This window comes from Providencia sp. PROV040, assembly GCF_032706145.1.
GTDB lineage: Bacteria > Pseudomonadota > Gammaproteobacteria > Enterobacterales > Enterobacteriaceae > Providencia > Providencia hangzhouensis.
In genome coordinates, this window is sequence record NZ_CP120530.1 from 2,924,279 (window position 1) to 2,951,271 (window position 26,993).

Annotated in this window: 20 protein-coding genes; 11 read left to right on the forward strand and 9 right to left on the reverse strand. The window is 39.2% G+C overall.

Annotated elements, in window-relative coordinates:
* Positions 1-79: 79 nt before the first annotated feature.
* Positions 80-1,567, reverse strand: a complete 1,488-nt coding sequence (locus P3L40_RS13510; RefSeq protein WP_004263365.1) for a DUF3999 family protein — start codon at positions 1,565-1,567, stop codon at positions 80-82.
* Positions 1,564-4,437: a DUF2339 domain-containing protein gene (locus tag P3L40_RS13515; protein WP_196731590.1), complete on the reverse strand. Its 2,874-nt coding sequence runs from the start codon at positions 4,435-4,437 to the stop codon at positions 1,564-1,566. The genes P3L40_RS13510 and P3L40_RS13515 overlap by 4 nt, the downstream gene beginning before the upstream one ends.
* A gap of 584 nt (positions 4,438-5,021) precedes the next feature.
* On the opposite strand from P3L40_RS13515, the gene P3L40_RS13520 reads away from it, so the two are divergent.
* Together P3L40_RS13520 and glpX are read left to right on the forward strand one after the other, a co-directional pair.
* Positions 5,022-5,945 carry an AEC family transporter gene (locus P3L40_RS13520; RefSeq protein WP_004263353.1) on the forward strand — a complete coding sequence of 308 codons (924 nt, stop codon included), beginning with the start codon at positions 5,022-5,024 and terminating at the stop codon, positions 5,943-5,945.
* Positions 5,946-6,107: 162 nt separating this feature from the next.
* A complete protein-coding gene (gene glpX, locus P3L40_RS13525) occupies positions 6,108-7,085 on the forward strand; it encodes a class II fructose-bisphosphatase (RefSeq protein ID WP_377145956.1) in 978 nt (325 codons plus the stop codon).
* Between the two features lie 75 nt (positions 7,086-7,160).
* Here the strand turns inward: glpX and dtpA are convergent, their stop codons facing one another.
* The gene (gene dtpA / locus P3L40_RS13530) at positions 7,161-8,627 is read right to left on the reverse strand and encodes a dipeptide/tripeptide permease DtpA (protein ID WP_094961215.1); all 1,467 of its coding nucleotides are present in this window, start codon (positions 8,625-8,627) and stop codon (positions 7,161-7,163) included.
* Positions 8,628-9,574: 947 nt separating this feature from the next.
* On the opposite strand from dtpA, the gene P3L40_RS13535 reads away from it, so the two are divergent.
* The gene (locus tag P3L40_RS13535; RefSeq protein WP_196731591.1) at positions 9,575-10,603 is read left to right on the forward strand and encodes a tetratricopeptide repeat protein; all 1,029 of its coding nucleotides are present in this window, start codon (positions 9,575-9,577) and stop codon (positions 10,601-10,603) included.
* Between the two features lie 113 nt (positions 10,604-10,716).
* On the opposite strand, the gene dpiA is transcribed toward P3L40_RS13535, so the two are convergent.
* Positions 10,717-11,397: a two-component response regulator DpiA gene (dpiA, locus tag P3L40_RS13540; protein WP_004263346.1), complete on the reverse strand. Its 681-nt coding sequence runs from the start codon at positions 11,395-11,397 to the stop codon at positions 10,717-10,719.
* Position 11,398: 1 nt separating this feature from the next.
* A complete protein-coding gene (gene dpiB / locus P3L40_RS13545) occupies positions 11,399-13,027 on the reverse strand; it encodes a sensor histidine kinase DpiB (RefSeq protein WP_094961213.1) in 1,629 nt (542 codons plus the stop codon).
* A 368-nt stretch (positions 13,028-13,395) separates the two neighbouring features.
* On the opposite strand from dpiB, the gene citC reads away from it, so the two are divergent.
* The 8 genes from citC (at position 13,396) to P3L40_RS13585 (ending at position 22,460) form a co-directional block, all read left to right on the forward strand.
* On the forward strand, positions 13,396-14,472 hold the full coding sequence (gene citC / locus P3L40_RS13550; protein WP_164560979.1) for a [citrate (pro-3S)-lyase] ligase: 1,077 nt from the start codon (positions 13,396-13,398) through the stop codon (positions 14,470-14,472).
* Positions 14,469-14,765 (forward strand): citrate lyase acyl carrier protein, encoded by a 297-nt coding sequence (gene citD / locus P3L40_RS13555; protein ID WP_004255457.1) that lies wholly within the window; start codon positions 14,469-14,471, stop codon positions 14,763-14,765. The genes citC and citD overlap by 4 nt, the downstream gene beginning before the upstream one ends.
* Entirely contained in the window at positions 14,765-15,661 is an 897-nt protein-coding gene (gene citE / locus P3L40_RS13560) for a citrate (pro-3S)-lyase subunit beta (RefSeq protein WP_210852549.1), read from the forward strand. The genes citD and citE overlap by 1 nt, the downstream gene beginning before the upstream one ends.
* Positions 15,662-15,671: 10 nt before the next feature.
* Complete coding sequence (gene citF, locus P3L40_RS13565; RefSeq protein WP_096865105.1) at positions 15,672-17,198, forward strand: citrate lyase subunit alpha; 1,527 nt, start codon at positions 15,672-15,674, stop codon at positions 17,196-17,198.
* Between the two features lie 2 nt (positions 17,199-17,200).
* The gene (gene citX, locus P3L40_RS13570) at positions 17,201-17,740 is read left to right on the forward strand and encodes a citrate lyase holo-[acyl-carrier protein] synthase (RefSeq protein WP_110591571.1); all 540 of its coding nucleotides are present in this window, start codon (positions 17,201-17,203) and stop codon (positions 17,738-17,740) included.
* Positions 17,727-18,608 (forward strand): triphosphoribosyl-dephospho-CoA synthase CitG, encoded by an 882-nt coding sequence (gene citG, locus P3L40_RS13575; RefSeq protein WP_094961209.1) that lies wholly within the window; start codon positions 17,727-17,729, stop codon positions 18,606-18,608. The genes citX and citG overlap by 14 nt, the downstream gene beginning before the upstream one ends.
* Before the next feature lie 256 nt (positions 18,609-18,864).
* Positions 18,865-20,298, forward strand: a complete 1,434-nt coding sequence (locus P3L40_RS13580; RefSeq protein ID WP_094961208.1) for an anion permease — start codon at positions 18,865-18,867, stop codon at positions 20,296-20,298.
* A gap of 1,109 nt (positions 20,299-21,407) precedes the next feature.
* Positions 21,408-22,460, forward strand: a complete 1,053-nt coding sequence (locus P3L40_RS13585; protein WP_136134987.1) for a 4-oxalomesaconate tautomerase — start codon at positions 21,408-21,410, stop codon at positions 22,458-22,460.
* Positions 22,461-22,506: 46 nt separating this feature from the next.
* On the opposite strand, the gene P3L40_RS13590 is transcribed toward P3L40_RS13585, so the two are convergent.
* From P3L40_RS13590 to P3L40_RS13605, 4 genes are all read right to left on the reverse strand, one after another.
* Complete coding sequence (locus tag P3L40_RS13590; RefSeq protein ID WP_210852661.1) at positions 22,507-23,646, reverse strand: AAA family ATPase; 1,140 nt, start codon at positions 23,644-23,646, stop codon at positions 22,507-22,509.
* Entirely contained in the window at positions 23,643-24,353 is a 711-nt protein-coding gene (locus P3L40_RS13595) for an RNA ligase family protein (protein WP_210852675.1), read from the reverse strand. The genes P3L40_RS13590 and P3L40_RS13595 overlap by 4 nt, the downstream gene beginning before the upstream one ends.
* Before the next feature lie 226 nt (positions 24,354-24,579).
* Positions 24,580-25,434 carry a VanW family protein gene (locus P3L40_RS13600; protein WP_228677028.1) on the reverse strand — a complete coding sequence of 285 codons (855 nt, stop codon included), beginning with the start codon at positions 25,432-25,434 and terminating at the stop codon, positions 24,580-24,582.
* A gap of 217 nt (positions 25,435-25,651) precedes the next feature.
* Positions 25,652-26,968, reverse strand: coding sequence for a CitMHS family transporter (locus tag P3L40_RS13605; protein ID WP_112308153.1), 1,317 nt, complete (start codon positions 26,966-26,968; stop codon positions 25,652-25,654).
* Positions 26,969-26,993: the final 25 nt, after the last annotated feature.

Sequence of the window (26,993 nt, forward strand, 5' to 3'; positions counted from 1 at the left end):
AGAGACGTCAGAACTGTCAATGACGTAAATCGAAACCAAATAGGGTACTATTCCCTATTTGGTTAATACCAATATCTAGTTATAATTCTTCATGATTCGCCTTATCTGTAGAATTGACTTCTCTTAACAAATACCAGCAGAAATATATTAGTACTAATATTCCAACAAATAACAATACCCATAAGGTAATCGTCAACCAGTTAAAACTACCGTCAACCACTTCCGTTATAGTTAGCCTATCTACACCACCCAACTCAATGATTGTATTATCAAGAAATAGCTGAGGATAATTTGTCATTAACTCATCAACGCTATCTGGTTTCCCTACAAGCTGGCTTGTGGTCAATTCATCAAAACTAGCTTGTTTATTCCCCCAAACAAGTAAATACGGAGCGGGACCTTGCAAATTAAAAATAAGGTTATAAGCATCTCGTTTTCCCGTTAGCCTTGGTGGCTGATCTTCCCAACTCCCTTTGAGGGCTGAAATTCTTACTTTCCCCACCATTTCACCATAGAGCGCTGTGCTCGGATTGCTAATTAAATCACCATCTATTGTTTGATTATATGCAACAATGTTAGTGAGTAATTTCCAGCTTTCACCTCTATCAGATGAATACTCTATTTTTAGTGGGATCACGCGGTTTGATTGTTGCAATTGTATTTGTAATTCACTCAGTGGCTGTGCTCTTGGTAATTGATAGATTATATGATCTTTTGAAACACCATCATTCGTCATCTCAAAATGAAATAGTTCTTGACGATAAGTTGAATTAAGCACGCTAGAGGTCGCATTGACCTTTAATAAGTCAGGTATAACAATATCTGGACCACTTACTATTACAGCCATAAGATAAGGTGCATTCAATGCCTTTGAGTTGCCATTTAATAACTCAATATTATTGCTTGCAATAGTTTCTGAATTTAACTTCAAATTCATAATCGGCTGATTTGTTGCTATATTTAGCCAATTTTCTTTGTCGTCACTGGCAAAAACAAATACCTTTGCCTGCCATTCTTTCTCGCTTTTAGCCCAGTCTAATACTAGGTTTTTAATTGGCGTATCTTTAGTTTGACTTTGATTTTTCGTTAATAAATAAGCCTGATAAGCCACGTTGTCTTTAACTTGCATACTAGGCAACTCAATTCTATTCACTTTGCCAGGGATAGATTCTACTAATAGATGTTGCTTTTCTCTACGCACATCATCATGGGAGTTAACGCTATCAACCTGAGTGACCAAACGCTGTGGTGTAAAAATGATCTTTTCATTTGAAACGGATTTTTCCGTATCTGAAAATAATACTGAAGGTATTTCATTACCAGTACCATTAAAGACTCGAACATCTTGCAACGTTTTGGGGTACGCTGAGTTCATATACGCATTTACGGGAAGCTCTAACCAGTAAAAAGGAGCCGATGAATCAAGCACATTTATTTCTGAGCCTTGATAAAAACTATAAGGAGTAACCTCTTCTACTGCCTCTGCATTCAAATGACTTGAAAACAATAATGACAATGAGAAGACTGCAATGAGCCTTACTAGTCCTGTATTTTTAATTAAACTCATGGTTGTATCTCCTTATCAACTTTCCCTTTTGTATCTTTTGGTGGTAATGGCGAAAAATACCCAACAATTAAAATTAATAATGCAACACCAATAAAAGAAATTGCACGAGAAATACCACCTTGCCCGTATATATCAATTAAGAATAACTTGGCAATAACACAAGCAAAAATACCAGCCCCCATAAACCACCAAATTCGATTTTTCTTAATAGAGGCAATAATAATACAGACTAAGGCAGCCAGTGCCCAACTGATAGAAAGTACAGTTTGCACTAAGCGTGAATCATAAAGTGTGTCATAGTTCCAATTTAGCTCAGCAAAATCTGCTATTGCACGAATTAAAATACCGTTAAACCAATAAGCAGAAAGTGCAATTGTGACTACTAACAAACTACGTAAAACCCAAAAGTTAACCGCTGTTACTTTACGTATTTTTTGAGAAAGCCCTTTACGTATTAAAACTAACGTAGCGATACTAAATAACCCAGCTTCATCTAATGGATTGATTAGCGGTATATAATTCCAAAATGTCAATTTACCATCTTCTAAATTAGCATAGCCGGACAATATAATTAGCCCGATAGCAACAGGAGTCATCGAATACCAATAAATCAGTCCATTACGTTTCATCGGCGGCATTCTATTTTGTTGTAGCCAATAGAGAACAATAACAGTTAGCGTTATGGCCATGACATAAATAAAATATCCCATTTCGTGCATGCCCCAAGGTAAAATGGAGACGAACCAATTCACTTGAGTGGCAATAAACGCAAGAATTAGCCATAAATTGGCGCTATGGAGTATTCTTTGCATCCAACGGTCACGAAGCTTATATGCATGAATAACAAATAAAATAGAACTACCTAAAACAACTGGCCATATGAGAGAACCTTCACCACGCCCCATTGGGTTTTGGTCGTTTAAGAAATCTAAACCAAGATAATAATAACCTGCAATCCATAGAATAGACTGGCAAAGTAGCAAAGGTACCCAATTAATATAGATAGCATATAAACGCCAGAACCAAACTGAAATAACAACCAAGACTAGAATAATAAAGCCTTCAGACTCACGGCTCCATGATAAAATATCAGTAAATAACGGTAACCAACACAACCAAGTCACCAAACCAATAATTAAGAAACCATAACTAAATAAAGTAAAGTTACTGTCTTCTTTACGACGAATATGGAAAAGCCCACCAGCCATAAAGCAGGCTATTAATAGCACTGGAACCATATAAGTACTACTACGACTCCAATATAAATAAGGATAATCACTTAACAAAGTGATTGCGCTAATAACAATTAATAACGAGCCGATAGCCGCCATTTTTTTCTGGTTTTGCTGTAAACCGAACCAGAGGATTAACAACCCTTCTAATGACCAAATAATCGAGGTCCACTCAAATGTTAGCGCTAATGGAATAGCTAAAGTGATAAACCCAGCACCGATAATAATATTTGCTAACGCCATATTCTTGCCAGCGGATTTATAGCGTTTATGCACTTGTAAACCAGTAATCAGATATAACAAACCTACTATCAGTGAAATAAAGGCTGGTAGTAAACCTTCCCCTTCTGAAATAAAGAATTGAAGTGCAATACTGATAAAAGGAGGGACAAATAGAAGTGTATTATCAACAACCAATTGCTTACTATGTTCAAAGCGTAGTGAGAATAGCTGTGTTAAGGCATTAAATACCACTAAATTAGCGATAATAAAAAGTTGGCAAGATAAATAATAGTCTGACTGGTAATTATCTAGCCCCCATAAAATGGCAACACCATAAGTCATCACCATACCAACTAAATTTAAAGGTCGCCAAGCTTGCCACACACTAATAACTAAGATACCAATTGATAACATCAAATAATAAGAAAATAAAACAACATGGCTTCCACCGCCAGTCGAAAGCAATATAGGTGCTAAATACCCACCTATCGATGCAAGAACAGCTAAACTAATTGTGCGTTGCAATAATGCCAAAGCAATACTTGCCGCGCAAATAAGTAACATAAAGGCAAATGCCATCCCATAAGGCATCATCGTATACAGTTTAAAGGCAGCAAAAATAGTGATATATAAGCACCCGATCGCTCCCCCTTGTAAAATCAACCCAAATAATGCCTTTTTATTCCGTAGCCACCAGCCAGTACCTAATAAAGCTAAGCACCCTACTGCGCTGAAGATTAAACGCATTTGAGGTGAAATAATTTCATTTTGCACACTGTAATTCAGCAAATATGCGACACCTAGGAATAACAGTAGGATACCAATTTTAGCAACCGGGTTTCCTTTCATTAACCAACTAAAGAAATGATTGAATATTGATTTATCGTCACTGGCAGTATTTTGCTTTGTCTCAGGTTGATTTTGATTAAACCGATTTGCGTCTACTCGCTGTGCTTGCGTGTTATCAAACCTATTCGGATTGATACTTTCATTACTTAAAGGATGATTAAGGGAATTTTCATGGGTAGTTTGTTCCCTAATGAGAGGCGAGTTTTCTGTATCCGATAAATCATGCTCTTTTTCAACTGGCAGATAAGTCACATGGCTCATTGAGGAAATTTCTTGCTGTTTGTCTTGTTTAGCATCAACACCCGAAAGAGATTCGCTCCCCTCTTGCTCTATGTGCGTATTTTGTATTTCATCTAAACCTGATTGGGAAGACGTCACACTATCGACAGATATACTTGGCGTGTATTTAGCGTTTAAAAGCTGGGCTTCTAATGAAGAAACCTTCTGATTTAACAGCGAAATTTGGTACTGCATCCGACCTGTTCGATTGATGGCAATGATAGCAAGTATCGGAGCTAGCACTAGCAGGAAAACGAATACAAGTCCTATTAGTATCCAAGTGTCCACAAATAGGTTTCCTCATAAAAAAATTCACAATTTAGAATCTGGAAAATAAAGGCTGTGATTACTGCTAGTGTAGATAGCATTGATCCCCTTGCCAACCAAATGTAATAAACTGTTACAAAATAATTCATTACATCCTGCTTTAGGTATACTCCTGGTAAAAGAAACAATACCTTTCTTTGATGATTTATTAATACTCTCATTAGTCATTTTAGTAACTAAGAAAACCCTTAATCATCGTTTAATGACTATTTCGCTCATAAAAAAACAAACAATTGATTAAGCGCCTATATTTTTTGATATTCTGTTTTTGATACTCATAATAGTACTAATAAAATTTTATTAGTACTATTATTTTTATTATGTTATGTATACAACACCTTTAACATCAATATATTAATCTAATAATTACTATCCTTAAATGATTATAGTTATTTAAAATTACATTAATTAGTTTCTTTATTAAACATTGCTAAAAACATATGTTCTTTAATTTAAATAAAAGTAACCACAAGGGAAAATATTAACTGTCATTTTACTGATTTTTATAAAGCAAAACCTACCGAAAAATATCAGGAGAGTTTTTAATGCTAATTCACATTATACTTGCCGCTTTAGGGCCCATAGTTCTTGGATTAGCCGTTGGTTGGCTATCGGGTAAATATGGGTTTATCAAACGAGAGTATTCCCAAGCCTTTGCTGACTTTGTGGTTAAAATAGCATTACCGTTTGCATTATTTCTTGCAGCCGCACAAGCACCGCCTTCAGTATTACTCAATATTGACTATTTATTAGCGCTAGCCGTAGGACTAATTGCAACGTATGTGATTGGTTTTATTTTTGGTAAGTTTATTTTTCGCCACACTAAAAAAGATGCGGCTATGCAAGCATTATCGGTGTCTTTTCCTGATATGGCCTACTGTGGGCCACCTGTATTACTTGCAACTGTCGGGTCATCAGGCTTGATAGCTATGGTATTAGGTAACCTGATTTATACCGTTATTATTATCCCATTTACTCTATTAATGATCAGCGGATCACAGCAAGGTAACAGTATCTTAAAATCAGTTGGTAAAGCCATTGCTCAACCCTTAGTTTTTCTCCCTATTCTAGGCGCAATACTAGCTATTTTAGGTGTTAAATTACCTGAAATATTACAAAACTCGGTAAACGAATTGGGCAAAACCGCGGGCGGAGTCGCTCTATTCTTCCTTGGTCTGCTCCTTTCAGGGATCAAACTTACAATTAGTAAGGAAATTATATTTAACGTCTTTATTAAAAATTTTGTTCAAGCCGCACTCATTTTAGGCACTGGACTCGCCTTAGGTTTACAAGATGATTTACTTAAAGCCGCATTTATCATTGGTGTACTACCCACGGCGACCGCAGTTCCCGCATTGGCAATTAGCAACCAAGCCTATACTGAAACCTCAGCAGGAACCGTGTTATTAAGTACATTAGCTGCCTTAATTTCGATTATCGGTGGTATCACTATCGTCGAAATGCTTTAATTATCAAATAAATAGTCGCCTATATTTAGGCGACTATTTCATTATGGCGCCAAATTCTCTGATGATTTAATCACCCATTATTTGCCAGACAGATCACAAAAAACGTATCATAGTGATAGGTACTTTTCTTTTATACATCTGGGATATGAACAAAAAATGAAAATTAGTGATGAGTTAGCTTCTGCTATCGCTTCCGTTACCGAGGTTGCAGCAGTGGCTGCCTTCGATTGGGTGGGAAAACAAGATAAAAATGCCGCAGATAAAGCCGCTGTAGAAGCGATGAGAAATCGGCTAAATGAAATTGATTTTCACGGTAAAATTGTCATTGGTGAAGGTGAAATCGACGACGCTCCCATGTTATATATTGGCGAACAAGTTGGCAAAAAGTCAGGTTCTATTGGCTTAGATATTGCGGTAGATCCTATCGATGGAACACGTATGGTAGCGTGTAATGAAAAAAATGCCATTGCCGTACTTGCCGCGGCTCCAACAGGAACACTACTTCAAGCACCTGATATGTATATGGAAAAACTTGTTGTTGGGGCTGCCGCTAAAGGGGCCGTTCATCTGGCAAATCCCCTAGAAAAAAATTTAGAATTCCTTTCTTCTGCACTTAATAAACCCATTTCAAATCTTTCAATCGCAGTGCTTGATAAACCTCGCCATCAACATATTATTAAAACTATCCGTAGTTTTGGTGCTAATGTGATTACCATCCCTGATGGTGATGTCCTCGCCTCATTACTTACTATCCTTCCTGAACATCCCATTGATATGATGTATGGAACTGGCGGCGCTCCTGAAGGCATTATCAGTGCAGCTATCGCTCGTGCTTTAGGCGGTGATATGCAAGCAAGACTAATTTCGCGAGATAAAGCCAAAGGAGATAGCGAAGAAAACAAACAACTCGCGGCACAAGAAATATTGCGCTGTCAACAAATGGGGTTAGAAATTGGTGAAGTGCTATCTTTAGACCAGATGGTGAGTACTTCTGATGTCATATTTGCCGCCACAGCTATCACACCAACCATCTTGATGGATGGTGTATCAATAGATGCGTACAGCCGTATTTCAAATACCATTTTGGTTAATGGTAGTGACCGCTCGCTAAAACTGATTAATAATCGCTATTTTAATTAATACGTCTATTACCGTATGTCACATATATCAAAAGGGCTTTTTAGCCCTTTTGATTACTGCGATTTAAGATGAAAATTAACGCTCAAGAGTCATACGATTTAACATCGGAGCGGTTAAAACCATCAAAATTGCAATCACACCAGTCACTAAACCAATCTTCAAGAATACGTCACTGTACACAGCCAAAGATTCGACTTTGCTGGTAAGTTCACCTTCTGGTGCTGCTGCCATTGAAGCAACGTACCCTGCAATAAATGCGGCCGCTGAGTTTGTTAAGAACCATGCGCCCATAATAAAGCCCATTAAACGCTGTGGAACTAACTGAGCTACCATCGCAAGACCAAGGCCTGAGATCATCAGCTCACCAATACTTTGGAAACCGTAACAAATAACCAGCCATTCAACAGAAACAATCCCCGCTTCATTTGCAAATTTTGCACCTAATGGCAAAACTAAGAATGCAGCAGAACATAACAACATACCAATCGCGAATTTATGTGGCATTGGTAAGTTATCGCCCATTTTATTATAAATCGCGGCTAAAATTGGGCTTCCAATCATGATCCATAATGGATTCAGAGCTTGGTATTGTGCGGGTTCAATAGAAAAGCCAAAAACCTCATGCTCTACGTTATGTAATGCAAAGAAGTTTAATGATGTCGGCATTTGACTATAAAGAACGAAGAATACTATCGCTTCAAGCATTAAAATTAATGCAACAATCATTCGACGGCGAGCCGTACCTTTCAGTGCTAATGTTTCTTTGATAAAGATAACTAGAATACCCAAAGAAATAATCGCTAATGCTGTACGAGCGATACCGAGGTTATGCAATAGCCATGTAGAAATCGCGATTAATGCAATAACCCCTGCTACTGTAGCAACTAATCTTGAAAGAACAACAGGAGCAAAGTCAGGTTTTGAGCCATGTTGAGAAACCCATTTTTTACACATATAGAAGTTAATCAATGTGATAATCAGGCCCACAACACTAAGAGAGAACGCGACATCCCAACCATAATGTTTTGCTAACCATGGCGTTGCAATCATTGAGAAGAATGAACCAATATTAACGGACATATAATACATGGTAAATGCGCCGTCTAACCGTGGGTCATCTTTTTCATAGCAGGTCGATAAGAGTGATGATGGATTCGCTTTAAATAAACCATTACCAACTGCAATGGTTGCTAAACCAACATAGACCATCGATACATCATGCCCTGAGAAAGCAACAAATGCATACCCTGCAATCAGAGTGATTGTTCCAAGGACAATGACACGTTTTGTTCCAAGGACTTTATCCCCTAACCAACCGCCAACTGCAACAAAGCCATAAACTAATGCTGCAAACGCTGAGAAAAGTGTAATTGATTCTGTTTCTGACATACCCAGCACTTGGCTTAGGTATATTGGAAGGATCCCTTGAAGACCGTAGTAACCAAAACGTTCCCAGAGCTCGATAGAAAAAATAAGATAGAATGAGCGAGGTTGCTTAAACGCGTTAAGACTAACTTCCTCTTTGTTATTTGTTGTGGACACAAGTTACCTCTAGTACAACCTGTACATATGCAAAAAAACCACGGAACGCTCTATGCGCTCTCGCATTGTTATGATCTCAAGAATTCAAAGTTGAAAAGATTCACTTTTGGTAGGAGGAGTATCATTCCCTGACCTCAAAACAAACAAAACTGTGTGTAGACTTGTTTATGGATCTCAAACATAAATTCAATGAGTTAAAGCATATTTGATTATTTATTCAACATTAACTGACAGATAACCCGCCAAGAACCCAATAATCAATTAAGCCATATACGTTATTTATGCACCAAAATTAAAGAATTAGCTAGTATTAATTACTACTTGAATTGAATTTAATCGTGATTTACTTCAATTTTTTACAAAATTGCCAAATTATTATCGATTACTAATTAGTCATTTGTTTATTAAATGTTAAGAATATTATTCTATAGTGAAACTATAACGCCCTATTTATAACCCTATGATTTATTGCTGTAAGCATTATGGGAAACTAAAAATATCCATAACAAATGAGCACTTTTTTCTTTTATGATAAGAAAGGATTTAGAGAATAGCAGCTGAATAGACATTCAAACTGGAATTTTGGATAAAAAAAAGCCCAGTAACAAACTGGGCATAATGCATTCTACTCAAGGATCTTTTGCTAAATTCAAACTATCACTACGTAGGTGCATTATTACATTACTTCGTGTAAAGAAATGAATGATGAGGGTAAATATATGAATGTTTACGCAAGCAAACAGTATATAGATACTAATAAGACTGGCTAAGAAGGAAAAAAGTTCATCTTTTTTTAAAATTTTTATCTGTTCTTTGCCCAATGTGCTAATAGCAATAATTAACCATTTGATTTATTAGAATTAATTATAAAATATCTTTCATATCATTGCAGGAACTTATCTAACAAGATAACGTAGCCATTAAGAGCTTAGTCCAAAGGATGTCATGTGAAAAAAATATTTTTATTGTGTTTTGTCTTTATTAACGTATTTTTCCTCCCTGCTTTTGCAGAAGAAACAACGCCACTAATAAATGAAAAAACGCTAATTGCACTTGCGGAACAAGGCCAAGCCGAAGCTCAATTTAACTTAGGAATGTTTTATCAGTCTCATCAACAGTTTGACCAAGCTTTACACTGGTACCTTCTTTCTGCCAATCAAGGCTTTACAAAAGCACAAATTAACCTTGGCCTGATGTACCAGCAAGGAACTGGGGTAGAGCTAGATGAAAAACAAATGCTGCATTGGATGAAAATAGCAGCCGAAAGTGGTGACCCTATTGGCCAGATGAATATGGCCGAATATACCTTATATGGCATCAATGATTTATTAGAGAAAAACCCAGAAAAAGCTGAACGGTGGCTAAAAAAAGCGGCTGAACAACATTTTCAACCTGCGATGCTCACCCTCGCCTATTGGTATGAAGAGGGAAAAGCTATCACAAAAGACCCGCAAAAAGCCCAAAAAATATATCTTGCTCTTGCTGAAGAAAACCATCCACAAGCGCTGTATTTATTAGGCTACCAAGCAGCAGTAGGTATGTATGACAAGGTAAACTACCCTCTCGCGTTTCAATATTTTACCCGTGCCGCAGAATTGGGCTTTTCCCCCGCTCAAAACAGCTTAGGTATGTTGTACTTAACTGGACAAGGTACCAAAAAAGATATCCAATCAGCTATAAAGTGGCTAACCCTAGCTGCTGAACAAGGTGAAGCTTCAGCTCAATTTAATGTCGCGCTTATCTATGCGCGCGGCGATGGTATCAAAGCCGACCAAGCAAAAGCCTGTCACTGGTTTATCAAAGCCGCTCAGCAAAATAGTGCCGATGCGCAATATGCAGCAGGAGCTTGCTACCAATATGGTATGGGTGTTGAAGCCGATGATAAAAAAGCCCTACGCTGGTATCAACTCGCAGCCGCTAAAGGCCATGAGCGGGCTGAAAAGAAAGTGTTAATTTTAAAAAACCAGCAGCAATAAACTCTATTTTTCCAACTTACTGTTGTACCACTGATATGAGTAAGATAAAGAAAATCTGCATTGTTTATAACCAATGCAGAGCTTCTATCGATATATACTATTAATTCAAACACTCACAACTTGGCACGGTAAATCCGTTGCGGTCGGCCAACTTTGCCATACTCAATTTCAGCTTCAATTTTATCTTTCGCTAAACAATACTCCAAATAACGTCTTGCTGTAGTACGACTAAGTTTGATGGTTTCAGCAATACTTTCTGCCGTATATTGCACATCAGGTTCAGTAAACAACGCGAGTATTTTTTCAAGTGTAATGATATCAATACCTGTTGGAAGTTCTTCCTTTGATTCCCCTCTCGCATAAGTATTAAACATATCGTCAATTTTACTTTGATTGGTTTTGCTATTTTCCTGTACAACAGATTTACGTTGAATATACCTATCCAATGTTTGGCCTAAACGTTCATAAGCAATTGGCTTCACTAAATAGTCAAAAACGCCTAAACGAATAGCTTCAGAGACTGTGTCCATATCACTTGCGGCCGTCGTAAATACAATGTCTGCATTATTTCTTTCTTGTATTAACTCATGAACTAGGTCAATACCTTTTCCATCAGGTAAATAGTTGTCTAACAAGATAAGATCTGGCTTCATGTATTCAATCATTTTTCTCGCTTCCGCAAGATTACCTGCAAGCCAAACTTTGTCACATGCAGGATAGGCTTTTATATATTCGCTGTGCATTTCGGCAAGCAGCAACTCATCTTCCACTATGAGGATTTTTATCTTGATCATTTTATATCTTCACTTTCGGAATAAAAATTGAAAATACTGTACCATGCGGTTGATTTTCTTCAATAATCACTGCACCATTACAGCGTTTAACATAAGATGCAACGAGATATAACCCGATACCATGGCTATCTGCTATATCTGTTTTCGTTGTGACACCACGCTCAAACCATTTGTCTTGAATTTCTGACGGGAAACCACATCCCTGATCAGCGACTTCAATGACTATTTCCTTTCCTTCATCTGAAAGGTATAACTCAACTTGCTTATTGCCCTGATTATTTTTCAAACTTGCTTCAAACGCATTATCGAGTAGATTACCCAAAATGGCACAAAATTCAGTACTATTTAATGAATCAGGTAATTCATGTAACTGACTACCCGCAGTAAATTTTAATTGTAAGCCTAGTTCTTTGGCTCGGTGGTGCTTACCAAATAATAAACCAGCAACTTGCTTATCAAAAAACTGCCCACGGAGTGTATCAATTAATTGTTGCTGAGATTCTGACTCCCCTTTAATTAGCGCCAACGCTTGGTCATATTCTTTCATTTGCAATAAACCGCTTAATGTTGACATCCAATTAAGGTGCTCGTGCCGTAACGTACGTAAACTTTCTATATATTGGCGAACTTGAGTCAACTGAGAGTTTAGCGATTCAATATCATTTTGGCTACGAAAGCTAATGACCGCCCCCACAAGATGTTCCCCATCACGAATTGCCACCCGATTTGCAATCACGTTTAGGCCATTAAATTCGCAAATCACATCATGCTTAGTCGTTTCAATATCGGTAATAAAAAAGTCAGCTGGCGAGATATGCTCCGACACAAAAGTCCCTGTTAACTGCCCTAGCGGCTTGCTTAGAGATAACATTTTCCGGGCATTAGAGTTAATATTAATAATCTGCCCTTGTATATTCACTGCGATAACACCTTCAAAAACAGCTTCAAATATCCCTTTTTGTACTAAGACTAATTGGGTTATTTCCTCAGGTTCCATACCCAACATTTGTTTTTGAATTAAACGTGAAAATGCCCATGATAAGAAGAGCAATATAATCAGTATCCCTAAAAAAGTGGCTCCTGTTTGTACGAATAACTCACTGAGTGATGTTTCTATTTTGTTGGATAGATAGCCAATAGAAACAACACCGATCACTTTACCTTGCTCATCAAAAATGGGGGTTTTTGCTCTAACAGCATTCCCCATTGAACCTTCGCCATTGATAAAATAGCTTTCCCCTTTCTCTAAAGCTCCTGGTTTGTTCCACTGCATTTGAAAACCAATTTTTTGACTATTTGGGTGATACAAACGAATCGAATTTTCATCACCAATAACAACATAATCGTAGTTAGAATCTTGGTTTAGTTTGTCAGCGATAACCTTCAACCCAGGAATATCTCTATACTTTACGGATTGAACAACACCATCAATAGAAGCAATCAGCTTTGCTTGGCTCATTGCTAACGATTGAATGTTCGCAATCAATCGATTTTCAGCTGTGTCCGTAAAATATTTACCCAGCCCGAGAGTTAAAAAAACAGAAACTATTAATAACAGAAAAAATACTCGTACTGAAAATGAAACTGAATTTACTTTTTTCAATGAGGAGAACGTATATTCTTTTTTCATGTTATATCTCGTTACTGGCTGAAAAGTAAAAATTTTGTTAACTCAAAAATGGTAGGATAACCGATAAATCGGATTCAAGCCAAAGATATAATACACATATTAATAATTAAACACATTAAAACCAAGCAATAAAAAACATATTCAATAATTAAAAACTTTAAAACCATTAAACAAATACAATCTCATTTGAGAAACATGAAATAGGTCAAATATATTAAATACAGTATCTTTAATATAAATATCAGAGAGGGTAATTAAATAAAAATTTATATTTGTTTTTATAAAAACAACCTAAGAGAATTTATTTAATTAACTTTAACATTAGCAACATTTTAAAAACATCTCTAAATGAGATGCAGGATACTATTATGTTCGAAAACATAACGTTTAACCAAGTAAAACGTCATGAGAACAGGAAACTTGCTGAAATAACTCAGTTTTTAAAGGAAAACGATTTAGAACTTGATTCAAGTATTGACGTTTTTATTACGATTTCTCGCAATGAAAAATTAATTGCGTGTGGAGGATTAGCAAAAAATGTTATTAAATGCGTTGCTATTAGCGATGATGCTCGAGGTGAAGGCCTTGCATTAAAATTAGCAACAGAACTGGTTAATCTTGCTTACGAAAATAATACAACTCATTTATTTATTTATACCAAATTTCAAAATGAAAGCTTATTCCAACAATGTGGTTTTCATACCATTGCCACAGTTCCTGATATTATGGTATTGATGGAAAATAGTTGCTGTTATCTAAAACGTTATATCGAAAGTTTAAAAGCACAACGTAAGGAAGGAAAAAAAATTGGCTCAATCGTTATGAATGCCAACCCCTTCACTCTTGGGCATCGTTATTTAATAGAGCAAGCTGCGAAGGCCTGTGATTGGCTACATCTATTTGTTGTCAAAGAAGATACCTCACGTTTTCCTTATAAAGTTAGATTAAATTTAATTGAAGCAGGAACCAAAGGAATAGAAAATCTTACTATTCATAAAGGTTCGGAATATATTATTTCTCGAGCGACTTTTCCTTGTTACTTTATTAAAGATAAAACAGTTGCTAATAACTGTTATACCGAAATCGATATTAAGATTTTTCGTCAATATATTGCCCCTGCTTTAGGGATAACCCATCGATTCGTAGGCTCGGAACCTTTTTGCCAAGTCACCAACCAATATAACCAAGACATGCGCTTTTGGTTAAAAACCGATGCTATGAATTTTCCACCTATAGAACTCATTGAATTTCCGCGAACAATCATCAATGGAACGGCTGTTTCTGCCTCACAAGTTAGACGATTGCTCGCTAAAAAAGATCTTGCGGCGATTAAGCCGATTGTGCCTGAGGCAACCTATCAATATTTACAAGAGATGGTCGCCAATCAAGTCGCATCTGCTCAAAGCCACACCGAAAGTTCTGAATTAGCCATAGGTGAAATATGAAGATAAAGCACGCAGCAGTAGCTGGCACACTTGAATCAAGTGATGTCATGGTTCGCATAGAGCCACTAGAAGACACTCAAGAGGTCTCAATACAAATTACCAGTAGTGTTGAAAAACAGTTTGGGGATGCTATCGCAAAAATCGTACAAGAAGTTATCCAGCAACATGATATTCAAGGGGCACAAATCATTGTAGATGATAAAGGTGCACTAGAATGCGTACTCAAAGCCCGCTTAGAAGCCTTATTGGCTCGCGCTTGTGATATCGACTATCTGCCTTGGGAGGATAAGTAATGACTCCAGAACAAAAATCACGCACACGCAGAAGTATGCTGTTTGTTCCCGGCTCTAATGCAGCTATGTTGAGCAATTCCTTTATTTATAAAGCGGATGCTTTAATGTTCGACCTTGAGGACTCCGTCACTTTGCGCGAAAAAGATACGGCTCGTCGCTTGGTTTACCATGCATTGCAGCACCCGCTTTATCAAGATATTGAAACCATTGTACGGGTCAATGCATTAGATTCCGCTTTTGGTGTTGCTGACCTTGAAGCCGTTGTTCGCGGTGGTGCGGATATCGTCCGCCTTCCTAAAACGGATACGGCACAAGATGTTATTGATATTGAAAGTGAAATCTTGCGTATAGAAAAAAGCTGTGGCCGCGAAGAAGGCAGCACAGGTTTGCTAGCCGCTATTGAATCACCAATCGGCATCACTCAAGCTGTGAATATTGCTCATTCATCACCAAGACTTATAGGCATCGCATTAGGTGCCGAGGACTATGTCCGCAATTTGCGCACCGAGCGGTCTCCAGACGGCGTAGAACTCCTCTATGCTCGGTGCGCCATTTTACAAGCCGCTCGATCAGCAGGTATTCAAGCGTTTGATACCGTTTATTCTGATGCTAATAATGAAGAAGGTTTCCTACGCGAAGCCGCTCACATTAAACAGCTCGGCTTTGATGGCAAATCATTAATTAACCCAAGACAAATTGAGTTACTTCATAATTTATATGCACCAACTCAAAAAGAAGTCGACCATGCGCAGCGTGTTGTTGAAGCCGCTGATGCCGCAGCCCTTGAAGGTAAAGGCGTAGTTTCATTGAACGGAAAAATGGTCGATGGCCCAGTTATTGACAGAGCTCGCCTCGTATTATCACGAGCAGCATTATCAGGAATTCGGGAAGAGTGAGGCAATAAAAATGACAAATAATACTCAGCGCCAGGCTCGCGTATCAGCCTACTTACAACCAAATACTGACGATGTACTACGTGAATTTAAAGATATTGGTAAAGTACAACAGCAGGTACAAAAGCCGAGAAATCGCAAATTGTGTGATGACTTGCAAGTCGCTATTCGCCGTTCTGGTCTTAAAGACGGTATGACCATTTCTTTCCATCACGCCTTTCGTGGTGGAGACCTTACGGTCAATATGGTGATGCAAGTCATTGCAGAGATGGGCTTTCGCAACTTAACACTTGCATCCAGTTCATTAAGTGCTTGCCATTCGCCACTTGTTGAACATATTCGTCATGGGGTTATTCGTAAAATTTATACCTCTGGTATCCGAGGCCCGCTCGCTGAAGCCATTTCACGTGGTGAGTTAGAAGAACCCGTACAAATCCATTCGCATGGTGGAAGAGCCAATCTAATTCATAGCGGTGAGCTAGTTATTGATGTGGCATTTATTGGCGTGCCATCATGTGATGAATACGGTAATGCAAACGGATATACCGGAACGGCCTGCTGTGGCTCTTTAGGTTATGCCAAAATTGATGCTGAAACTGCGAAAAAAGTGGTGATGTTAACGGAAGAAATACTCGATTACCCCCATAACCCATCCAGTATTAAACAAGATGAAGTCGATTATATCGTCAAAGTTAAACGCGTGGGTGATGCGGATAAAATCGGGGCAGATGCAACTCGTATGACATCGAACCCTCGTGAACTTCTGATTGCGCGTACCGCAGCGGATGTTATCGAAAAATCCGGTTATTTCAAAGATGGTTTCTCATTACAAACCGGTACTGGTGGCGCCTCTTTGGCCGTTACTCGCTTCCTTGAAGATAAAATGAGACGCCATAACATTCAAGCTGGTTTCGCACTTGGCGGTATTACCTCAACTATCGTTGATTTACATGAAAAAGGGTTAATTCGCAAATTATTAGATGTTCAAAGCTTTGATAAAGCGGCAGCTGAATCACTTGCTCGCAACCCGAATCATATTGAAATCAGTGCTAACCAATATGCCTGTTTTGATTCGAAAGGTGCTTCCGTTGATATGCTTGATGTCGTCGTACTCAGTGCGTTAGAAATCGATACACGCTTTAATGTCAATGTGTTAACAGGGTCTGACGGTGTTATTCGTGGTGCATCTGGAGGTCATAGTGATACTGCTGTAGCCTCAAAACTGTCAATTATTGTTGCTCCGCTTGTCCGAGGACGTATTCCAACGTTAGTGGATGAAGTTCTCACTTGTGTTACACCAGGTTCCAGTGTCGATATTCTTGTCACTGACCATGGTATTACGGTTAACCCTGCACGCCCTGAATTAAAACAGCAACTTGAAAGCCAAGGTATTAAAACCGTTTCAATGAGCTGGTTAAGAGAGCGAGCACAATTATTAACCGGTACTCCTAACCCAATTGAATTTACAGATAAAGCTGTTGCGGTTGTCCGTTATCGTGATGGTTCAATCATTGATGTTGTTCATCAAGTGAAGGAGTAAATATGTTTTACCCACTGCCTGATACTCAAGAGCAATTTGAAATTTCTTTACCTGAACTGTTGGATAGCCGTGATGCCCGTCAGGCTCGCCAACAAGCATGGATTGGTCTCCATCAGGTAACCTTGATTTCATTTACTGTCGTTTTTCCTGGAGCTGTCAAAGACAATTCTCTTGTTAGACATGTGTTTAATCAGGGCTTAAATGCGCTTGAACAAATTGCTTCATGCGGGCAGTGGGTGTTTTTATCACAACAATCTTGGGCATTCAAAACGGGGCCGGAATGCTTGGTCGCCGTTGATGGTGATGCTATCGAGATAAAAAAAGCGTTAATTCACCTAGAAGGATCGTCTGCTGTTGGTCGGTTATGGGATTTTGATGTGTTTGATGCGAATGGACAGCAATATTCGCGATCTCAATTAAATTTTCCACCAAGACGATGCTTAATTTGTGAAAATGAAGCAAAAGTTTGTGCTCGTCAACGGACACATTCATTGGTTGAGATACTTGATCGTATCGAGGAGTTAGCAAATGCAACCTATTAAACAACTCAGCCATATCAATGAAAAATTAACTCGCTATTACAGCCAATTAGCATGGCAAGCGATGTTGGCCGAAGTGAATTTAACCCCTAAGCCCGGGTTAGTTGATAAACACAATACCGGTGCCCATAAAGATATGGCACTGACTGACTTTCATTTAAGTGCCAATGCCATCGCGACACATTTTCCACGATTTTTACAGGCAGGCGCTCAATATAAAAATTGCCCTATAGCGCAGCTATTACCTTACATTCGCCCTATTGGTATGGATTGCGAAAGGTCGATGTTCCGTGCAACAAAAGGCGTTAATACCCATAAAGGCAGTATTTTTTCCTTAGGTTTAGTCTTAACCGCAATAGGCCGTTTGATTGCACAACAACAATGTGTCTCACCGGAAAATGTCAGCTTATTGGTTGCTAGTATGTGTAAGGGAATTACCAATGAACTTAAACAAAAAACCGAAAAACCCACCGCAGGCCAGCGTTTATATCAGAGCCATGGGCTAACCGGTGCAAGAGGTGAAGCCGAAGGCGGTTACTCGTTAGTAATCAAACATTCACTTCCTTATTATTTACAGCAACTCGCTAAAGGCAAACTAGCCGATATTGCCCTACTTGATACCTTGATTCTATTAATGAGCCTGAATGACGATACGAATATTGTCAACCGTGGGGGTGTCAACGGCTTAGCATGGGTAAAACAACGGGCGGAACAGTTATTAATTGCTGGTATCAATACCCGTGATGACTTAGTTAAAGTTAAACATTTTGATAATGAATGTATTCAGCTAAATGTGAGCCCAGGGGGAAGTGCAGACTTATTAATTCTAACTTGGTTCTTTGCGCGATTACCCAATCATTCTTTTATTTAACATTAAGTGATTTTTTAATTCTAATAAAATAGGAATAATTTAAAAATAAAAAAATTTAACCAAATAAAAACCAATTAACTATTTAACTAAATTATATACCTTAGGGTGAATTACTAATGAAGAATTAAAATCATTTTATTCACTCAAGATACAGCCATATTTAAAATATCGTCATTTTAACAAATTCCTAATATTAAAGTTCATTCAATTTAATATTAAATAAATTTAATATTGATTTAATCAAGGAAATTGGCTTATGCAAAAAGAAAAAATATGGAAGCTATTCGTGTTAATAGCCATTCCAATTATTATTGCTTTAATACCAACACCAGCGGGTCTACCACATATTGCGTGGTTGCTATTCGGTCTTTATCTTGCCGCCATTGTTGGGCTGGTACTTAAACCATATTCAGAGCCTGTTATTTTATTAGCCACGATTGCTGCAAGTGCGGTAATTATTGGGGTAACGGGTACTAAAGATGTCAAAGCAAGCGAAGTTTTAAGCGGATATGCATCCGGTACGACATGGCTTGTATTTGCTGCATTTACTCTGAGTGCTGCCTTTGTTATTACTGGTTTAGGTAAACGTCTTTCTTATATTTTGATTGGTAAATTAGGCGGTACAACATTAGGGCTCGGTTATGTAACCGCAATCCTTGATTTAATTATCGCTCCTGCGACGCCATCGAATACAGCACGTGCTGGGGGAATTGTTTTCCCAATTATCAATAGTGTGGCCGTTGCTTTAGGGTCTGATCCAGAAAAAAGCCCACGTAAAGCAGGTCACTACCTCCTCGTCAACGTGTATATGGTGACCAAAACCACCAGCTATATGTTCTTGACAGCAATGGCGCCGAATGCACTCGCCCTTGCCATGATGAGTGACATTATGGGCATCCATTTAAGTTGGGGCGGATGGGCACTTGCCGCCTCTGTACCGGGTTTAATCATGCTGATTTTGACGCCGTTAATGATCTACAAACTGTATCCGCCTGAGTTGAAAAAGGTGAATAACAAAGAGATCGCAGCTAAAGGCCTTGAAGATTTAGGCCCAATGACTATGCGTGAAAAATTGCTGGGGATTGTCTTTGTTATCGCGCTGTGCGGCTGGATTTTCTCTGACCTTATCGGTGTTAGCGCGTCTAGCGTCGCGATTGCGGTCATGGCATTAACCCTGATCCTCGGTGTTGTAACTTGGGATGACGTACTGAAGAATAAAGGCGGCTGGAATACCCTGATTTGGTACGGTGGTATTATCAGTATGTCAGGCGTACTCACAAAAGCAGGCTTCTTCAAGTGGCTCGCTGATACCATGAGCCAATACCTTTCTTTCGGTGACCAAGCGATGCTGGCGTTCTTTGTCATCATGTTCATCAGTGTTGCCATTCGCTACTTATTCGCCTCTGGTGGTGCCTACGTTGCAGCCATGGTGCCGGTATTTGCCACTGTAGGTATGGTTGCAGGGGCTCCTCCGATGTTGCTCGCTCTGGGCTTACTGTTCTCGAATGCTTATGGCGGAAGCGTAACGCACTATGGCGGTGCAGCAGCACCTATCGTATTCGGTGCAGGTTATAACGATATCCGTTCTTGGTGGATCATCGGCGGGTTAGTTGCCTTCATTAGTTTATTCGTTCACATGACTATCGGTTTAGGTTGGTGGGAAATTTTAATTAGTACTGGATTAATTTAATTCTTCGTTAATAAACCGACACGACGGGCACAATCATGATTGTGCCCTATTTAACAACAAAATTATTAATTTCTCGCTGTTCCAGAGTTATTTGCAGTCTTGGCGCTATAACGTGAACTTTATTGGAGCAACCTTAATTCAGACTTAAGTTTACCCTAATAATATGAGTTAGGTTTACCGTAATAATACTTGACGGGTTTAACCTAATCGAATTCATAGGGTTACCTAATAATATTAAGCCAGTTTACCCTAAATAGTTCGCGTTGTAGCAAGGCGGCAAAACGAAGACATCCCATGGAGCATACATCAGTATGTGACTTGGGGGGCTGAGTGCAGCCAACACAGCTACAGCGTAATACTTAACAGGTATTCCTAGATATATCTAGCGGGTTTACCCTAAATAGTTCGCGTTGTAGCAAGGCGGCAAAACGAAGGTATCCCAAGGAGCATACATCAGTATGTGACTTGGGGGGCTGAGTGCAGCCAACACAGCTACAGCGTAATACTTAACAGGTATTCCTAGATATATCTAGCGGGTTTACCCTAAATAGTTCGCGTTGTAGCAAGGCGGCAAAACGAAGGTATCCCAAGGAGCATACATCAGTATGTGACTTGGGGGGCTGAGTGCAGCCAACACAGCTACAGCGTAATACTTAACAGGTATTCCTAGATATATCTAGCGGGTTTACCCTAAATAGTTCGCGTTGTAGCAAGGCGGCAAAACGAAGGTATCCCAAGGAGCATACATCAGTATGTGACTTGGGGGGCTGAGTGTAGCCAACACAGCTACAGCGTCATACTTAACAGGTATTCCTAGATATATCTAGCGGGTTTACCCTAAATAGTTCGCGTTGTAGCAAGGCGGCAAAACGAAGGTATCTCAAGGAGCATACATCAGTATGTGACTTGGGGGGCTGAGTGTAGCCAACACAGCTACAGCGTCATACTTAACAGGTATTCCTAGATATATCTAGCGGGTTTACCCTAAATAGTTCGCGTTGTAGCAAGGCGGCAAAACGAAGGTATCCCAAGGAGCATACATCAGTATGTGACTTGGGGGGCTGAGTGTAGCCAACACAGCTACAGCGTGAAATATGACGGGTAAACAGATGAAAAAAATTCCTTGTACACTAATGCGTGGCGGCACCTCGAAAGGCGTATTCCTTTTAGCGGACTCTCTCCCTAAAGACACTCAACAACGGGATGAACTGATCCTTGCTATTATGGGTTCTGGTCATGCTTTGCAAATTGATGGTATTGGTGGGGGTAGCCCACAAACCAGCAAAGTCGCTATTATTAGCTCTTCAACTCATCCTGATGCTGATATTGATTATTTATTCGCTCAGGTTTCTATTACTGAACGTATTGTTGATACCGCACCAAATTGCGGAAATATTCTTTGTGCCGTGGGTTCCTTTGCGATTGAAAAGGGGTTAGTTCCTATTACTGGTAAAACAACCACTGTCAGGGTCCGTAATGTCAATACGAACACTTTCGTCAACTCTACGGTGCAAACGCCTGATGGCCATGTGGATTATGATGGTGATACCGAAATTGCTAGTGTACCCGGCCATGCCGCGCCTGTTGCCCTGACATTTTTAAATGCGTGTGGAACAAAAACAGGAAAATTGCTTCCTACTGGTCATGCTATTGATACCATTGAAGGCATTGATGTCAGTTGTATTGATATGGCAATGCCTGTGGTATTAATTGATGCTCCTCAGCTCAATAAAACTGGTTATGAAACTGCGGAGCAACTTGAATCCGATACCGAATTTATGCAAAAGCTGGAAACTATTCGTATAAAAGCCGGGGCAGCGATGGGGCTTGGTGATGTGAGCAAAAAAGTTATTCCTAAACCCATATTGATTTCACCCGCCATTCACGGTGGAACCATTAATGTCCGCTATTTTATGCCGCATAAATGCCATGGCGCTCTTGCCGTGACGGGTGCTATTGCCATTGCCACAAGTACTATTGTTCCTAATAGTATTACCCAGCAATATGTTCACTCTGTTGATATGAAAAACATTGCTATTGAGCATTTAAGTGGCAAATTTGACGTGTCGTTAAACCAACAAGGCAACTCACCGGAAGAGCTTCAAGCTTCAATTATTCGAACTGCAAGAAAACTCTTTGAAGGCGATGTCTACGTTCCTTAAAACTAATATCTTGGCCTGCCTCTTATCTAGAGGCAGGTGATTAATTTTATTTTTCTGCAAATAATGGTTCAAAATTGCCATCAATATAATAGGAAACTTGATGTGCCTCATCTGGCGTTGGCAACTCCAACTTCCCTGCCATTTTTTCCATAACTTGCTCCGGCACTGCATACTTACGTTGTTGATTTTGTTGCCGCCACTGTTTAAATGGCACTTCCAAGTAAACTAAATGGATTTTGGCTTGATAACGTTCAAATAAGCTGATCATGGTTCCCCGTAAAGAGGCACTTAATGATGTCGCATTCCAAATAAAATGCGTTTTAGTGCGTAACAATCGTTTTGCTTGCTCTTTAGCTTGCTGAGCCACCCACCCTTGTGCATTTTTATCTGCTGGGTTGATTTTATGTTCTCGGCGAATATCATCTAAACACACGACTGCCGTTTGTGGGTAAAACTGTTTGATAAAATGGTCTTTTCCCATCCCCGGCAAACCACATAGCATCATCACTTCGCTCCCTATCTCTTCAAAAGGTTGGTAATCCGTAGTGCCCTTTTGATGATGAAAATAATGGAAGCGCCCAGCTGGTGAAGCGAATGATTTAGGTTTGTCCCAACAGCCCTGCTCACGACAAAATAATTCAAATAGCTCGATTCTAACTAATAATTCCGCTTTATCTTCACATGTACGCCCTATCGCATCGGCTTTCGCTAACATGCACAATAAAGGCATTTCAACACGCAATGACGCCGCAAATAAGGTACGTTCAGGATCTGGCTTTTCCATTAACCAAAGCGGTAGGCCATGAAATCGAACTAAAGCCGCAATCTGTTCACGAATAGCAAAAGGTGTTTCTATTTGTCCAAATAATATATTCCGTACAGATAACTCACCTTTTTTAGCATGTCCAGGCGAATGAATCCGCCCCTCTTCATCTTCTTTTGTCGTACTACGTTTTTCAACATCATGCAGCAACGCTGCCGCCCAAACGATTTGTTGTTTAAGTTCTGTAAGCTGTTGATATTCAGGTAAATCTTCCAAAGCCGCTAACACCATTTGAGTGTGAATGGCCACATTACCTTCCGCATGGTGCAAACGGTCTTGCGGCACATATTGCATATCACGCACAAAATCGAACTGTTTTTCAAGCTGCGCCCAATCACGACATTGGGTTAATTGCCAACTCATGGTTGTTCTCCTTGTAATTCAAAGGCCAGCTTGGCTCTCTGCCAATGCCGCTTCCAGTGGATATCTGTTTTGACATGGTTTTTACGCACATATTTAAAAACATGCGCCATAAAATCATCCACATGAAACCCTTGGCTATCACGGCTCACAATCCCTTCCATGCTACAGGCTTTCCCTGTATGTGTATCACGCGCAATAAATTGACTATCTAATGATGCCGCAGTAATTAATGAACTTGTATACTCTTGCTTATCCATCTGTTTACTGAGTGATAAATCTAATTGTGGGACAGTTGGAAAATCAAATAAAACTGCATAAAATTGCACCTCTTCCCAACTAAGCCAATACTCCCCTTGCCTAACAGCAAACACATAGAAATAATCTTCAATATGTTGATATTCAATGGAATGTACTGCATAAAGGTTTTCACCGAAGAGTTCGATATCCCCTAAATCATCTTTAATCAGCTGCCAACGTTGGCGAATTTGCTGGCTCCATGCCGATTGGGTTGGGGCACCATGAGAGCGTGCAAAAACTCCATGGCGGTTTAAGCAATTATTTTCACCATCCAGTTTTTCTGTGTGAACCAGTTTGTTTATATTTTGGATGTGCGACCACCAATCGCTATTGATGCGATCATCACTAGTCGTACCAGGGGAGAACGGATAGTGATACGTTCTACCATACTTTCTTGATTGCATATTCATCATGCTTTCTCTAAAGAAATAGAAATAACCACAAATCTTTTGTTAGATTTGCGTCTTTAATTGTTGAGAAATCAAGAGTAGGTATTACATATCTATTCCGAGTAACGGCCTCATTTTTGCTTGGCTAATAGTTAAAATTAGCGAAATTGAAGGAAAACAGTTGAATTTTAGTCTAATTGTCAAGAAAAAGGCTATCAATTTATTCCCAATCTCATTACTAACGCAACTATTCAACTGTTATACAATTTTCATCTAGGGAATATTTCACTACCACTTTATTACGATACAAACAATTATCCTGCAGAGTGATAGGTTCTTGTCCTTTGGTTGTTACTTTTTGCCAAATTTCATTATGGCGGTATATAACTTCATTCTCTCGGGTAAATTTATGGTTTTTCTCATAAATATGGTATTTGTGTTCACGAGGAGTGCAGCTCAATAACTCCCCTTCGAGTTGATGTTCTGCAATATTAAATACCAACTGAAAAGCACTTTGTGTCGGATTATAAAAAACCAAATCGATATAATTATAAAAAATTGCCGCCCCAGAACCAAAAGGCAATACCCGCCCTTCATCTGGAAATGGGTCAAAACTATGATTAGCACGCTCAACCACTTGTAATGGAGAATGTAATACCATCCAATGAATTAAATTACTCAGTTGACAAATTCCCCCGCCAATCCCTGAACGAGCCTCACCAAACGAAAGTTCCATACCTTCAAGAAAACCTCTACGCGCAGTTGGTTTTCCAACGAGCCGACAAAATGAGAAGTATTCCCCTGGGTAGATGATGACTCCATTAATCGCTTCTGCAGCAATACGTAAGTTTGTCACTTTGTTGTATTGTAAACGTAGGTCTGACTCACCTAATTTACGGATCAGCTTAGATGTGTGCTTGTTGTAGCGATACTCAAGACGTTCATTGGATTTTAATTTCGCATAATATTTGGCGGAAAATGCCCAATGCAATCGTCGAGCTAAACGTTTTTGGGTGACACGCAGCCAATAGAGAATAGGATGATAAGAAGAAAGCGGCCTACGCATAACAAACCTTATTGATATCATTAACCAATAAATCATGTCATAGCCCTTCGCTTTACGACATAGTAACTATCTGATAAACCCAATAATTGATAAAAGAAAATAATCCAGCACGCAAAATAAAAACCATTTGTTCTAAATATTTCATGTCACAGCTAGGCGGCAAAAAAGTAAATCCCTAGGCGCATACACAAGTATGTGACTAGGGTTTACTTTTGAAGCCAACAACGTTGTGGCGTTAAAGCCGACGAGCAAATTAATACAAGCCGATTAACGCCCCAGCAGCTAATAAAAAGAAACTAAACAACCAAATCCAACCAAACGAATAACGTAGGTGGCGGCCCATATCAATTCCAGCCAACCCCATAGCTAGCCATGCCGCTGGAGAAAAAGGACTCACGAAGGTCCCTGCGTTGTTACCTATCGCCATGGCGTAAACAACGGAAGATGGGTCAACACCAACTGTGGCGGCAATTTGTTGAATTATTGGTAGTAAGGCAAAATAGTAAGCATCGGTACTGGTAAAAATATCCATCGGCACACCTAAAATACCGACAAAAATATGGACTTTAGAAACCCATTCGGTAGGTAAGATAGCCGTTAAGTCTGTTGCGATTGACTCAAGCATGCCACCTTCCGATAAAATACCCAAAAATGCTCCCGCCGCTAATATAATAGCAACCATTCCCAACGCTTGTGGTGCATGGGCGGCCAAAATTTTCATTTGGTCTCTAGGATTAGGGAAATTCACCATCAAGGCAATGGAAAGTGCAATCATAAAAACATAAGGTGCAGATAATAAACCAAATGCTAAACACACAACGGAGGCAACAATTAACCCACCATTGATGAGTGGTTTCTTAGGTTTTTGAACCGTTTCTGTTATATCTGCAGTGTCGTCACTGACAGGTAACAAAGAATCCATTTCATATGGCGTAGTTCCTTTCAAACTTGCCGCTGCAATACGTCGTTTCTCACGTAACCCCATCAGAATAGCAAATACCACTGCGCCACCCATACCAATTAGTTGTACTGGGATCAAGTGTTGCCAAAGGGTCGAAGCATCAATTCCGGTTACAGCTGAAGCTCGGCCTAATGGCCCGCCCCAAGGTACCATATTCATGACACCCATACTGGCGCACATCAGTAGCAACATTAAATAGGGGCTCATACCAAGTTGACGGTATAAAGGTAACAATGCAGGAATAATAATTAAGAATGTCGCAGCGCCTGACCCATCGAGATGGACAATACCCGCAATTAACGTTGTCATAATACAAACAACAATAATATTTCCACGAGTCATTTTAACCATTAAACGGATCAACGGGTCAAAAATATGCAGGTCTTTCATTAAGCTAAAGAATAAAATCGCAAATAAAAACATAGCTGCGACTTTTGAGACTTTATTAATGCCGCTTTCAAAGAATACTGAAATTTCAGCAACAGAATAACCGGCAAATAAAGCACCAATAAAGGGGATACAAGACATTGCGATAATTGGGCTAACTTTTCCCATCATCAATAATGTTACTATCGATATAATGATTAAAATACCAATAATTGTCAGCACATCAATTTCCTTCTTAGAATTATAT